General features: G+C 50.0%; 12 protein-coding genes. 6 read left to right on the forward strand and 6 right to left on the reverse strand.

Annotation, left to right across the window (positions count from 1 at the left end):
• A partial coding sequence (locus ACFQ03_RS01825; protein WP_379285687.1) for an NAD(P)H-hydrate epimerase occupies window positions 1-849 on the reverse strand: 849 nt, incomplete at its 3' end.
• 719 nt (window positions 850-1568) lie between these two features.
• Between ACFQ03_RS01825 and fabV the strand changes: the two genes are divergently transcribed.
• Window positions 1569-2765 carry an enoyl-ACP reductase FabV gene (fabV, locus tag ACFQ03_RS01830; protein WP_144936973.1) on the forward strand — a complete coding sequence of 399 codons (1197 nt, stop codon included), beginning with the start codon at window positions 1569-1571 and terminating at the stop codon, window positions 2763-2765.
• A 1312-nt stretch (window positions 2766-4077) separates the two neighbouring features.
• Here fabV and ACFQ03_RS01835 read toward each other — a convergent pair.
• Together ACFQ03_RS01835 and ACFQ03_RS01840 are read right to left on the reverse strand one after the other, a co-directional pair.
• A complete protein-coding gene (locus tag ACFQ03_RS01835; protein ID WP_379285690.1) occupies window positions 4078-4761 on the reverse strand; it encodes a response regulator in 684 nt (227 codons plus the stop codon).
• A gap of 20 nt (window positions 4762-4781) precedes the next feature.
• A complete protein-coding gene (locus ACFQ03_RS01840; RefSeq protein ID WP_144938876.1) occupies window positions 4782-5939 on the reverse strand; it encodes a sensor histidine kinase in 1158 nt (385 codons plus the stop codon).
• 204 nt (window positions 5940-6143) lie between these two features.
• Between ACFQ03_RS01840 and ACFQ03_RS01845 the strand changes: the two genes are divergently transcribed.
• From ACFQ03_RS01845 to map, 5 genes are all read left to right on the forward strand, one after another.
• Window positions 6144-7079, forward strand: a complete 936-nt coding sequence (locus ACFQ03_RS01845; protein ID WP_144938879.1) for an ABC transporter ATP-binding protein — start codon at window positions 6144-6146, stop codon at window positions 7077-7079.
• A 28-nt stretch (window positions 7080-7107) separates the two neighbouring features.
• Window positions 7108-8271 carry an ABC transporter permease gene (locus tag ACFQ03_RS01850; RefSeq protein WP_186328399.1) on the forward strand — a complete coding sequence of 388 codons (1164 nt, stop codon included), beginning with the start codon at window positions 7108-7110 and terminating at the stop codon, window positions 8269-8271.
• Window positions 8264-9415 carry an ABC transporter permease gene (locus tag ACFQ03_RS01855; RefSeq protein WP_379285694.1) on the forward strand — a complete coding sequence of 384 codons (1152 nt, stop codon included), beginning with the start codon at window positions 8264-8266 and terminating at the stop codon, window positions 9413-9415. Before ACFQ03_RS01850 ends, ACFQ03_RS01855 begins: the two co-directional genes overlap by 8 nt.
• Window positions 9416-9794: 379 nt before the next feature.
• The gene (locus ACFQ03_RS01860; protein WP_144938888.1) at window positions 9795-10109 is read left to right on the forward strand and encodes a hypothetical protein; all 315 of its coding nucleotides are present in this window, start codon (window positions 9795-9797) and stop codon (window positions 10107-10109) included.
• An 88-nt stretch (window positions 10110-10197) separates the two neighbouring features.
• Window positions 10198-10950 (forward strand): type I methionyl aminopeptidase, encoded by a 753-nt coding sequence (gene map / locus ACFQ03_RS01865; RefSeq protein ID WP_144938891.1) that lies wholly within the window; start codon window positions 10198-10200, stop codon window positions 10948-10950.
• Window positions 10951-11038: 88 nt separating this feature from the next.
• On the opposite strand, the gene ACFQ03_RS01870 is transcribed toward map, so the two are convergent.
• The 3 genes from ACFQ03_RS01870 to ACFQ03_RS01880 all read right to left on the reverse strand — a co-directional run.
• Window positions 11039-11350: a dehydrogenase gene (locus ACFQ03_RS01870; protein ID WP_144938894.1), complete on the reverse strand. Its 312-nt coding sequence runs from the start codon at window positions 11348-11350 to the stop codon at window positions 11039-11041.
• A gap of 199 nt (window positions 11351-11549) precedes the next feature.
• The gene (locus ACFQ03_RS01875) at window positions 11550-12002 is read right to left on the reverse strand and encodes a hypothetical protein (RefSeq protein ID WP_144938896.1); all 453 of its coding nucleotides are present in this window, start codon (window positions 12000-12002) and stop codon (window positions 11550-11552) included.
• 601 nt (window positions 12003-12603) lie between these two features.
• On the reverse strand, window positions 12604-12792 hold a 189-nt coding region (locus ACFQ03_RS01880; RefSeq protein WP_379285697.1), incomplete at its 5' end, for a hypothetical protein.

Consider the following 12792-nt stretch of genomic DNA (forward strand, 5'->3'; position numbering starts at 1 on the left):
GAGCCCGCACCCCGCGCGCAGCGCCGCGTTCGCGCACAGCAGGCCGGCACCGGCCATGCGCAGGCTGCCGGCGGCGATGAGCACATGGCCGAAGGTGCCCTTGTGCGAGTCTTCCGGCCGGCCGCGCCGAGGGTCAAGCGCTAGCCGCTCGGACAGGGTCCGCTCGTCCAGGAGCAGCGTGCGGATGCCCTGCTCTTCGGCTAAGCGGACGGGGATGCCGATAGAGCGCACGACAACCCGGCCGGCCGCGCCGGTCCCCGGAGGCTGGACAAGCCCCCGCTTGAGGAAGGCCAGCGCAACGGTACGCACTGCGCAGATGCAGGGGTCATGAGTCATCCCTGTATCCGCATCGAGTCCGCTCGGGATGTCGATAGCAACAATCGGCAGCCCGCTGGCGTTGGCTTCCCGGATGAGTCCGGCGTAGGGCTCCCGGGGAGCTCCGCGCGTTCCGGTTCCCAGCAGCGCGTCGATGACACCGTCGTAGACCTCCCAGCGAATTTCTCCCGGTTTGTAATTGAACATCGGAATGCCCAGCTTGCCGATAATTTCATGCTGAACCGCCATATCTGCGGAGAAGAGTCCTGCGGGTTCGGCGAGGGTTATGTCTATGTCAAGGCCTGACTCAATCAGATGTCTGGCCGCGACGAGGCCGTCGCCGCCGTTATTCCCTTTGCCGGCCAGCACAAGCCAGCGCTGGCGCCGCTTGGCTGCCGATTCGCGGCTCACGGCGAGCACTTCCTCAGCGACTGCCCGGCCGGCATTTTCCATCAGCACAAGCGCGGGAAGTCCGATACGTTGAATGGTATGCCCGTCTAATCGGCGCATTTCTTCAGAAGTTACGACATACATCGCGGAGCTCTCCTTTATTCTATCGTCCATGGGTTGATTTACAGCTGAACAAAAATAGTATAACGGAAATGGACAGCAAGTACTATTCTTGGATCTATTTTACGTTTCCGACCCTTACATATTCATCAGACTCTTGCCGACAATCAAAGAAAGGCAAAGAAAAATGCAGCCCGGAGGCTGCATTTCAATTAGCTGCAGTGATGTCTTTTTCTCTTTAATACTACCGTGTTGGAAGTCTTCAGCTTAATATGGAATCCGTTATCCAGAAGACACTCGATAGCACGGACAGCAGAACGACCCCTTCTCAAGAAACGTCCACAAGGCCGCGAGGAACCAATGACGCAGACGCCTGTAATGATCGCTACACCTCTTACGCATCTAAAAGTGATCGTGACGACATCAGGTCTGAGATGACTCATATCTATCACCTCACTTTCTATGAAGTTACTATTAGTAAATGCAAGGAAGGGACAATCGGAAACGGGCAAACATGGACATGGGGAGAAATTCCGCTGGAAACAGGCGGTACGAACGACCGGATGCGATTAGAACGGCCTTGTATACTGGTAAAAGGGGGCAATTGGACAACCGGGGCGAGAGTTATGGTAAAATAATAGACGGCGTTTTCTTCCCGCTTTCAGTCAAGGGGAGAGGCATGATAGAATAGGAAACATATTCTGGTGATTACGAATGATGCGAAAAGAAGGAGAGTTTCTCATATGGTGATTAAACCGAAGTTCAGAGGATTTATTTGTACCACCGCCCATCCGGCCGGCTGCGCTCATCATGTCCGGCAGCAAATCGAGTATGTGAAGAGCCAGAAGCCGGTTCAGGGACCCAAGAACGTTCTTGTGATCGGGGCTTCTACAGGATACGGGCTGGCTTCCCGGATTACGGCCACCTTCGGATCGGGAGCCAAGACCATAGGCGTATTCTTCGAACGGCCGGCAGCCAATAACCGGACGGCGACCGCCGGGTGGTACAATACGGCCGCTTTCGAGCAGGCAGCCTCCGAAGCAGGCTATTATGCCAAGAGCATTAACGGGGATGCCTTCTCCAACGAGATCAAGAGGCAAACCATCGATCTGATCAAGCAGGATTTGGGTCAGGTGGATCTGGTGGTCTACAGTCTGGCCTCTCCTAGACGTGTAGATCCTGAGACCGGGGAAGTATACTCGTCGGTGATCAAACCGGTTGGGGAGCCTTTTTCAAACAAAACGGTGGATTTCCATAGCGCGGCAGTAACCGATGTCACGATCGAGCCGGCAAGCGAGCAGGAGATTGAGCATACGATCAAGGTCATGGGGGGCGAAGATTGGGAACTGTGGATGAACGCTTTGCAAGAAGCCGGCGTGCTGGCGGAAGGAGCGGTAACGGTCGCATACTCCTATATCGGACCGGAAATTACCCATTCGATCTACAAAGCCGGAACGATCGGGCTGGCGAAGGATCATCTGGAGGCTTCCGCGGGCAGAATCCGCGAGCAGCTTCAAGCTTTGGGGGGCCGGGCATACATTTCCGTCAATAAGGCGCTGGTCACTCAATCCAGTTCGGCTATTCCGGTTGTTCCTCTTTACATATCTTTGCTGTATAAGGTTATGAAAGAGAAGAATTTACACGAAGGCTGCATAGAACAAATGTATCGCTTGTTTGCCGAAAGGCTTTATTACGAATCTACTTCGGTGGATGACCGGGGACGCATCCGTATAGACGATTGGGAAATGCGGGAGGATGTACAGGAAGCCGTTCTTGCTCTGTGGAATCAGGTCGATTCGGATAACATCCGGTCGATATCCGATATTGAAGGCTTCCGGGTCGAATTTTTCAATCTGTTCGGGTTTGAATTCCCGGAAATTTCGTATGAGGATGAAGTGGAAGCCGAAGTGTCGATACCCAGTATCGCGGTTGCGGAGTAAGCCGTAGCCTGTCGGGGTCATTATGGCCCGGGACAACTCAATAAAGACCCGTTTCCCTGTCGAGTATGGGGAGCGGGTTTTTTTGCATCTATGGGGAGAAAGTGCATTGAATCTTGGCTAATTAGTCTATATATTCCTCTATTAGCTGAGACGAGCTCTGTAACGCTATGGCTATAGCTATAGCTATGGCTATGAGCTCCTAATGATGTCCGAAAAACCTGTTTTTTTGCCGTCGTAAAGGGTCTTTTTAGCTCTTTCGGTCTCTCGGCGTTCTTTCGGCTGTTATCCCTTTCGCTCAGGTTACCTGTCCTTGGCTTTAGCTTCCTTCCCTGCAAGCAAAGGGCGATTCGTTCGCTCAGGGTTACCTGTCCTTTGCTTTAGCTTCCTGCCCTGCAAGCAAAGGGCGATTCGTTCGCTCAGGGTTACCTGTCCTTTGCTTTAGCTTCCTGCCCTGCAAGCAAAGAACGATTCATTCGCTCAGGTTACCCTGTCCTTGGCTTTCTCCCCTCTAAGCAAGCGACGATTCGTGTTAGCACCGAAGGGGAAATAGATTCGGGCCTATAGAAATTTGAAACTGACTACCTTGAAAATCCGTCTATTTACCGTCTGCAGGCATCGTTACAAGCGGAGCGGCACGTCTAACTGTATTTTGTACAGGTAGATTCAAGCGAATGGGCGAAAATGATCAAACTAACTGGATAAACTACAGTTAAAATGGGCAACTTTGGGCGAAACGGCTGTTTTGGCGCAAACTAGCTGTAGGTTTTCCAGTTAGTTTCCATATTTCTTCCGAATATAGAAATCTAACTGTATGAAATCCATTTAGTTTTCAAATTTCACACTATTAAAGCAATTCAACTCTATTCTACCTTGAAAACCCATCCATTTTCATCATCTGATGGTGTCGCGGTCAGCGGCATGGGGGTCTAAATGGACGAAGCCTTTACGATGGAACGCGGTCATTGATCCTTTTTTCTGAGACAAGGGGATAACAGTCCAAAGCCTCTCCAAAAGGGATAAATGCTGGTACGTGTAGACTAATCCGACGGTCGGAAGAGAGAGGTGGACATCGGTAAACTTTCTCCCATCTAATGTTCCACTTTAGGAGGTATTTTTCCATAAGGGAGCATCAGGAAACCGCCTCTGAAGAGAAGTCTAAAAGTCTAAAGTCTAAAAGTCTAAAGTCTAAAGGTTTAAAGTCTAAAGTCTAAAGTCTAAAGTCTAAAGTCTAAAAGTCTAAAGTCTAAAGGTCTAAAGTCTAAAGGTCTAAAGTCTAAAGTCTAAAAGCCTGGCTAAATTTGTTGCAGCTAAATTAAGGGTTTTGCGAATGATTTCTGTCAGATGGAGTTGAATTTTTTAAATAAAAGATGGCAATCTGAGTTCGGTCTCTCAGCTCCAGCTTTTGCAATATTTCGGTTACATAGTTTTTGACGGTCCCCTCGCTCAGAAACAGGGTGTTGGCTATTTCCTTGTTCGACAAGCCATCGGCAATGCCCTGGACGATTTTCAGCTCGGCGGGCGTTAACCCCCAGTTGTCCGGAACCGATTTACGGATGCGGAGATGGCTGTTCGATGCTCGCAAGAAGCTGCTAAGTTTATTGGCAATCTCGGGATGGATGAGCATATTGCCTTGGGATACGGATTGAATCCCTTCGAGAATGCGATCCGGAGATACATTTTTAAGCATATAGCCGTTAGCGCCGTTTTTAATGGCTTCGATAATGTAATCATCATCGTCGAAAGTCGTAAGAATAAGAACGCGGATATGTGGAAACCGTTCCTTGATCAGCTTCGTTCCTTCCACTCCGTCACATTCCGGCATCCGAATATCCATTAGAATGACATCTACTTGCCCCTCTACCGAACAAACGTAATCATAAGCCTGCTTGCCATCGGAACAGGTGTGCAGCACATTTATTTTTTCATCCATATCCAAAATATATTTTAAGCTTTCGCGAATAAAAGAATCGTCATCGACGAGCAATACACGAATCATTTCAATCCTCCTTTAGTATCCTACGAAAAGTATGAGCTGCCTGCGGGATGAGGCACAATGGTGGTCACCGTGAAGGGAGGCCCCGTTTCTACCGACAAGCTGCCACCCAGCAGCTTGACCCTTTCCTGCATTCCGTTTATTCCCAACCCTGGACGCGCCAACGGATCTTCCTCCGGGGGGTCTCCGTCATTGCTTATGCTAAGCACAACCCGCTGCGGTTCGTAACGCATTCGGATGTCTATGGACCGGGCTCCGCCGTGCCGGATCGCATTCGTGATCGCTTCCTGAACGTTGCGGTATAAGGCGAATTCAATGCTCGGATAGAGCGGATAGGGTACGCCCGAGGTCTGGAGGCTTACCGGTATGCCAAACTGCCCCGATGCTTCCTCGATCAATTTATGAAGGGAATATTGGCCGCGAAGCTGTTCATCCGGCTGCAGCCTGCGGACGGTCCGGCGCAGCGATTCCATGCTGGAACCCAGTTGATCTCTGACCTGATTCATGAGCTCATAGGTTTTCTCCGGCTGCGAATCCGCAAGGCGGATTGCCGCTTCCATCATCATCTTTAATCGGGTGATGGAATGACCCAGGTCGTCATGCAGATCGTGGGCAATCCGGTTTCTTTCCTCCATCTGGGAAATTAATTGGACTTTACGGGCATAGTCGACCAGGCGGGAACGGGCTTCCTCCAACTCATAATGCTTGCGGCGAAGCTCGTCATATAATTGTTCCACTTCCCGGCTGCGACCCGAGGCGGTTGCCCACTTGTACATTAGCACCGAGAAGGCTGCGAACAGGAAATGAATCCCCGTAATGAAAATAAGGGATTGTTCCGCTATCGAGAAGGCCAGTCCCGCCCAGCACAATCCGAATAAGGTCAGGCGCGGCCAGTGGAAGCCGAGGGGCGGCCTAAAAAGCAGAATAAGCGTGCTAAAGAAAGATATGAAGTATAGACCTCCGAATGTCACGTTTAACCAAACCGCCAAAGTCAATTCAACGACAATCAGCAGCTGCATTAAGCGTTCCCGTTTGTCGGCAAGCTGGGCAACCCCTATTAACAGCAAGGCTGTTATCGTAAACAGGGGATAGCTGCTTGGCCGGAGGTCGCCGATGAATAGCGTGCCGAGTGCGGCCGACACAAGGAGTATATATCGCAGCCAGGCTAACGAATAGGTCAATTCCGCCACTCCTACCAGTCAGAATTTATACGCCAAATTATAGCACAGGTCGGCGGAAGCCGAAGTTTTTTTTGCCTTGATGCCGAACAAAATGACTTAAGTCACCTTAAAGTGGTGACTTCTTTGACCTTTCCTCCATTAGAGTCCGCGTTACAATGGTGACAGATCAGAAAAATTGCGAGATCAGGCAAGGGGGAGTCGAGGATGAGTTTTATCCAGATCAAAAATGTGGTCAAACGCTACGGCGGCAAGCTCTCAGTGGACCATCTGAATTTGAACATCGAGGAAGGGGAAGTCTTCGGTCTCCTTGGACCGAACGGAGCCGGTAAAAGCACTACCATCAAGATGCTTTGCGGTCTTGGTCGAATCGATCACGGCGAGATGATCGTTGATGGAATATCCGTCGCTAAAGACCCTTTCAAGGTGAAAGGTAGGCTCGGACTGGTCCCTCAGGAGCTGGCCATATACGAAACCTTGACCGCCAGAGAAAATGTAACCTTCTTCGCCAAGCTGTACGGCTTAAGGGGCAGGGAATTGAAGCAAAGGGTGGAGGAGGCGATTGCATTCGTCGGCTTGACTGACAAAGAGAACGATAAGCCGATCACCTTCTCCGGGGGAATGAAACGCCGTCTCAATATCGCCTGTGCCATTATGCACCGTCCGAAGCTTATCATCATGGATGAGCCGACAGTCGGAATTGACCCCCAGTCTCGTAACCATATTCTGGAGTCGGTCAGAGAGCTGAATCGGATGGGGAGCACTATCATCTATACAAGCCACTATATGGAAGAAGTGGAGGCTATCAGCACTAGGGTCGGCATAATGGATCATGGCCGTCTTATTGCGTGCGGAACGAGAAGTGAGCTGATCGAACAGGCGGCTCAGGAAGAGAAGATCGTCATTCAGACGGACTGTGTAAATGACGAGGCCTTACTGGAATTGGAACGTCATCCTTTGATCGAAAGAATCGTCCGGGACGAAACTTTGTTGGAAGTGTACTCCAAATCCACGCAAACGTGCCTGCGGGATCTAATATTTGTTTTGTCCAAGCATCAGGTCAAGATTCAATCGCTTAACCGGATTGAGCCCGACCTGGAATCGTTGTTCCTGCTGCTCACCGGCCGGAAGCTGAGAGACTAATTTTGAATGAAAACCGGAGGGGATGGCGATGCAATTATTAGTAACGGCCAGGTACGAACTGGTGCGGATATTAAGGAATAAATCTACTTATCTTCTGCAGCTGCTGCTGCCACTGCTGCTGATTTTCATATTGGGCTCGGCGTTGTCTTCTTTCATGAATACGGATCAGCCGCTAGAGGAAGTGAAGGTGGCCGTTGTCAGTCAGGATCAGGGGGCTCTGCAGCAGGGACTGGAGCAATTCCTGGCCTCAGAGGGGATTCGCGATCGGTTAAAGGCGGAATTCCCGGCAGCGGAGGAAGAAGCGCTGGCAATGCTGAAAGAGGGGGAGGCCGATCTGGCCGTCATCATTCCGGCAGGTTTCAGCTCATCGGTATTGGCCGGGGAAGAGGCGGAATGGAGGATGCTGACCGGCAAGAATTCCACCAGGAGTCTGACCGCACAGATGATGATGCAAGGCTTTCTGGAGGAAACGAATCGGATGCAGGCGTTATCGCTTGTAACCGGAATAGGCAGCGGCGAGGCCGTCTCGGCTGCAGTCATGCTGCCGGACGAGGGGGATTATGTCTCCGCTCATTCTTTGGCCGATGGTTCGACAGGCTACACGGCCTCGCAGTATTATGCCGCCGCGATGCTGATTATGTTCGTGCTTTTTGCCGGGATGGGGGCGGCCAATAGTCTCGTAAGCGAACGAGAGAACCATACTTTGCAGCGGCTGTCTGCGATGCCTGTCACTACAAGGGCGGTTGTCTTCGGTAAAATTTCCGCTAATGGTCTGGTCGCTATCATACAGTCTGTATTGATTATCGTGCTCACCTGGTGGCTCTACGGAGTGAACTGGGGTTCCCGTCCCGTTATCGTCATTCTTATTTCTATACTGATGGTTATAGCCTCGATGTGTCTGGCGCTGATCATCGCCAGTCTGGCTAAAGATTCCAAGCAGACTAATTCCTTGTTCAATCTGATTATTGTTGTGATGACCTTCTTGAGCGGCGGATTTGTGGCGGTAGGAGATTTGGCGGATATTTTCGGCAAATTCACGATCAGTCATTGGGCTTTCCAGGGCTACCTCCGCGTCATGCTGAATGAAAGTCCATCAGCCATTGCTTACTATGTGACCGTATTGGCGGTCATCTGTGCAGGTCTACTTGCGGCTTCAGTAATCACGTACCGGAAGGCGGGTTCTTATGAATAGCTTGTATATTGCGGCGAATATCGTTAAGCGTACGATCGGCAAGGGAAAGAGCCTTCTTGTTTTCCTGGCGCTGCCCGCATTGGTTGTGTCGCTAGTAGTTGTTCTGTTGGGAAACAGCGGGCAGCAAGTCCAGGTAGCCTATGCCAATCTGGATCAGGGGCCGCTCGGAGAACGGTTGATCAATGCGCTGCAGGCATCAACCGGCTACAGCTTTGTCGAAGCAGAGGATACGGAAGCTCTCCGACTTCAAGTCATTGACAAGAAGAGTGTGGCGGGACTGTTCATCCCGGAAGGGTATTCCTCCAAGCTGACAAGCGGCGAGACTCCGCGAGTTGAGTGGTTTGAACTAGGCGTGTCCGAGTCCGGAATAGTGCTGAAGCAAAAGCTGAACGAACAAATAAGGGGGATGACGGGAACTTACCGGTTGCTTTCGTCACAGATTCCTAATTCTGCAGAAGCGGAGGCCGCATTGCTGCAAGTTCTGTCCGAGCAGCAGAAGAATAAGGTTAGGGCCGTCGTCGAAAACTCCGGACTGGCCGTCAATGAGGCGATATCTACTTCTATGGGAATGCTGATCATGTTCGTCATGATGCTGGTGAACAATTCGATCTCTACAATTCTGGATGACCGCACAAATCGGACGATGCAGAGAATGTATGCAGCTCCCGTCCGTTCCTACCAGATCATGGCCGGCAATTTCTTGGGCAGCCTATTTCTTGGAACGGTTCAGATATTGTTGATCCTTCTTTTTGCCAGGTATGTTCTGCGGTTTTCATTCGGCATGCCGCTCCTGCAGCAATGGCTGGTGATGGAATGTTTCTTGTTGGCTGCACTGGGCATTTCCTTGGCTGTGGCCGGACTGGTTCGCAACCGTAACAATGTGGCTACGGTGCAAACGTTGATCGTTACCCCTACCTGCATGCTTGGCGGGTGCTACTGGCCGGTGGACATTATGCCGGAATACATGCAGAAAGCAGCGAACATTGTTCCGCAGAAATGGGCCATTGAAGCGATTAACCGGCTGGCCGCGGGAGACGGATTATCGCAAGTCGTTCTCCATTTGGGGATACTGGGTTTGTTTGCCGTCATTTTGCTTGGATTCGGCGCGGCGGTACTCAGACCGAGTGAAACGGAGACCGCCTGATTCCGCTAAGATCCCCCTGGCCGTAAAGATATAAAGCACTTTACCCTATAGGGTGGCACTCACGCAGGTGCTGACCGTTTCGGGTAGGGTGCTTTTGTTATGGCATAATTTCGGAGATATTGGCAAGACAGGGGACAGCCCCGGAGGGCCATGCAATTCCAAATATTGTAACCTTGTGTTAAAATAAAGTCTGGAGTATGCTTTGAAAGCAATAAACTCATCTTCTGATCGCAGGACACCCTTTTAATCCTGCGGTATCGCACTTTCCATTGCCGAATTCGCCGCCAGGGCCTCCATGTCTTATAGGTAAGAATAAAGAAGTGGAAGGCTGGTGGAGGACTATATTGGCGGAGGATCTTTATAAAGGGAGGGATTGGAGATGCTTAAACCCCTGCTGTTTCTTGTTGAGCTAGCGAGGATTCTCGGGATTTTAGTGCTGGGAGGCACTCTTTTATGGATGGTGGAACTGACGGTATATAATCAGGTCGGGCTGGATGGTCCGTCCTATGCGGGGGTTGCCGCTATAGCCAATTTGCTGCTGGTTTTTGTTCTGTATCGGAATGTGCTTCAATTTAACGGCTGGTACAAAAGCGAACGGGCCGCCAAATTGCCTTATGCCGCAACTTTATCTATACTAGTTCTGTCCGGGATTCTGTTAATCGTTATCCCGATGGTAACCGAGATAGGTTTGTGACGAAGAGGTTCTCAATGGATTTCAATGCCTGGCCGCATGTTTTTTCAGCAGCGGGCATTGTATAGATTACATGTCTGGAGGAGCTTACATGATAATATTGAAAACACCCGAAGAGATCTCCAAGATGAAAAAAGCAGGAGAATTGGTGGCTGCCTGTCATCGTGAAATTGCCAAGCGGATTCGTCCCGGTACGACAACATGGGAAATTGAAGAATTTGTAAGGCAGTTTACGAAGGAGAACGGGGCGATCCCCGAACAAAAAGGGTATCACGGATATCCATATGCTACATGCGCTTCAGTAAACGATGTTATCTGCCACGGTTTTCCCAAGAAGGAGCCTTTAGTGGAAGGAGACATCGTCACCATCGATATGGTATTCAGCGTAGATGGCTGGATGGCCGACTCTGCCTGGTCCTACCCGGTCGGACAGGTGAGCGAGGAGGCCAAGGCACTGCTGGATACGACGAAGGAATCGCTATATATCGGGATCGAAAAAGCGGTTATAGGCAATCGAATTGGCGATATTTCCAATGCCATTCAAACTTTCGCGGAATCCCGAGGGTATTCTGTCGTGCGCCAATTTATCGGCCATGGCATCGGCCGGACTATGCATGAAGACCTGCAGGTCCCGCATTACGGGCCGGCTGGCAAAGGCCCCCGTTTGAAAGAAGGCATGGTCTTCACGATCGAACCGATGCTGAATATCGGCAGCTATGCCGCGAGAATTGAGGAGGATGGCTGGACCGCAAGAACAGTCGATGGAAGCTTGTCCGCACAGTATGAACACACCATCGCCATTACGAAAGACGGCCCGCTCATTCTGACAGATCAGACCATTTAAGCTGCTCCTGATTGGCAAAAGCCCTTCCACCTTTATGGGTTGAAGGGCTTTTACCATGCAATCGGAGCTTGGACGGCCTGACCATTCTTTATCCTCCGAAGGATTCGCGAAAGGCTTTGGATAGAGCTGCCGGTTCCACCTTCCACAGAGATGCGATTTCCGGACAGACATGTTCTTCCCACCAGTCGGCCAATACTTTTCTTTTGCTGCCATTTTCATGGATCCAGAGCAAATTGGAAATGACCTTGCTGTAATAGATTTTTTCAGCTTGGGCAACTTGCTCGGGAGGGATCCAGACTTTCAGTTTTTTGATGGTCCGATATAATTCCCGGTTGCAAGTTCTGCGGATCGTTCTGGCTGTCGGCAGTGATCTTGCATGTGGTTCTTTATTCTCTTTCATCGGCCGGGCTACCTGCCTTTCTCAACACTTATACATGCAGAATATGCATTTACAGTGGAGGAGGCTACATCGGAACCTTAGTCTTTATGCAGGAAATGCTGCAGTGGAACTATAATAATTGTGCAGGAAAGGCTGCGGCGGAACTTTAGTCTTTGTAAAGAAAGGCTATAGCGGACTTTAATCTTTTCCGCAGAAAGCATTAATCGACGACGAGGTATGCAATCATAGGCCCGTGCTGAGAACTGTCGGGATGAGTCAGGCAAATAAGACGATAAGTGCCTTCTTTGTCCGCCTTGAAGGGAACGATCGTCTCCTTGCCCTTTTGCACTTCGCCCTTGATATTCGTTCCTTCAATCATGAACGGATGGCTGGCTCCATTAACACCATAGAGACTCAGGTTGACCGTTTCTCCTTTATTAATATAGACGGTTCCCGGGTGCCAGAGGTAAGCTTCTATTTCCTTACCGTCCTCGGTAGTTGACTTGAATTCACCGGTAACCATATGGATGGTCCGTACTGGTTCGGAGCTGCCGGACACTGCGGCTTGCGAGGACCTGCTGTAATTGTAAATCAGTCCGGCTACAGCAGCACAGGCCAGAAATGCGGTTACGATGACAATTTTCTGTTTGCTTAGAACAAATGCTTTAAACACGGGGGGCCACATCCTTTAATAGATTTTGTTTAATAGATATGCGAGAGTCGCCCCGGGCATGCCAATCCCTTCTAATCTCTTCTCGGTCTTTTTTGCCTTCTATCCCATTTGCTCAGTTCCTATTGAACCGCATTAGTATTTCTTCCTCACACCTTTGATTGGTTATCCCGTTTACTCCCCGCCTAACCATGTCAATTCTCCCTCTCTCTCATACCTTTTGACTGTTATCCCATTCACTCAGTTTCCGTTTGGCTGTCATTATCTTCTTTCGCTAGCCCTTTTGGCTGCTATCCCGTTTACTCAGTTTCTCGAATGGCCCTCATAACCTCCTCTCCAGTCCCTCTGACTATTATCCCATTCGCTCAGACGTATCCCACTCGTCTCTTTGACTCTTTAAAAACATAGAAACTTCTGATCAAAATTCAATGACTGATTGGTTTGAGTTTTTGCCATAAAACTCTTTATAAAAGTGCATTCTACTTCGATTTAAACATCGCTTTTCATTTAAAAAATCATTGAAAAGGGAACATATATTCGGTATAATAAATACAAACAAATGTTCGTTTTGAGGTGATTATTATGTCCTCTTTTGCTTCGGAGGTTATGGAGTTAGAGCGGCGTAGTGGCTTTCATTCAGGTTTGTATCGAAAATGGACTGGAAGTTTCGGTTCGAAGCGGGATGAAGAGTCGGACAAGAGTTTTGGCTTGGGGGCATTTTTGCCTCGAAACGCGGATAAAGATTGCCGTTCTGATTCGGACCGAAAGCCAGAAGCGAACGCGGGTCGAAGTG

Source organism: Paenibacillus residui (genome assembly GCF_042677205.1).
Lineage (GTDB): Bacteria > Bacillota > Bacilli > Paenibacillales > NBRC-103111 > Paenibacillus_L > Paenibacillus_L residui.

Excerpts from the sequence above, each read along its gene's own strand:
- ACFQ03_RS01835 (WP_379285690.1), bottom strand. The coding sequence starts at position 4,761 with ATGATTCGTGTATTGCTCGTCGATGACGATTCTTTTATTCGCGAAAGC.
- ACFQ03_RS01855 (WP_379285694.1), top strand. The coding sequence starts at position 8,264 with ATGAATAGCTTGTATATTGCGGCGAATATCGTTAAGCGTACGATCGGC.
- map (WP_144938891.1), top strand. The coding sequence starts at position 10,198 with ATGATAATATTGAAAACACCCGAAGAGATCTCCAAGATGAAAAAAGCA.
- ACFQ03_RS01850 (WP_186328399.1), top strand. The coding sequence starts at position 7,108 with ATGCAATTATTAGTAACGGCCAGGTACGAACTGGTGCGGATATTAAGG.
- fabV (WP_144936973.1), top strand. The coding sequence starts at position 1,569 with ATGGTGATTAAACCGAAGTTCAGAGGATTTATTTGTACCACCGCCCAT.
- ACFQ03_RS01870 (WP_144938894.1), bottom strand. The coding sequence starts at position 11,350 with ATGAAAGAGAATAAAGAACCACATGCAAGATCACTGCCGACAGCCAGA.
- ACFQ03_RS01860 (WP_144938888.1), top strand. The coding sequence starts at position 9,795 with ATGCTTAAACCCCTGCTGTTTCTTGTTGAGCTAGCGAGGATTCTCGGG.
- ACFQ03_RS01845 (WP_144938879.1), top strand. The coding sequence starts at position 6,144 with ATGAGTTTTATCCAGATCAAAAATGTGGTCAAACGCTACGGCGGCAAG.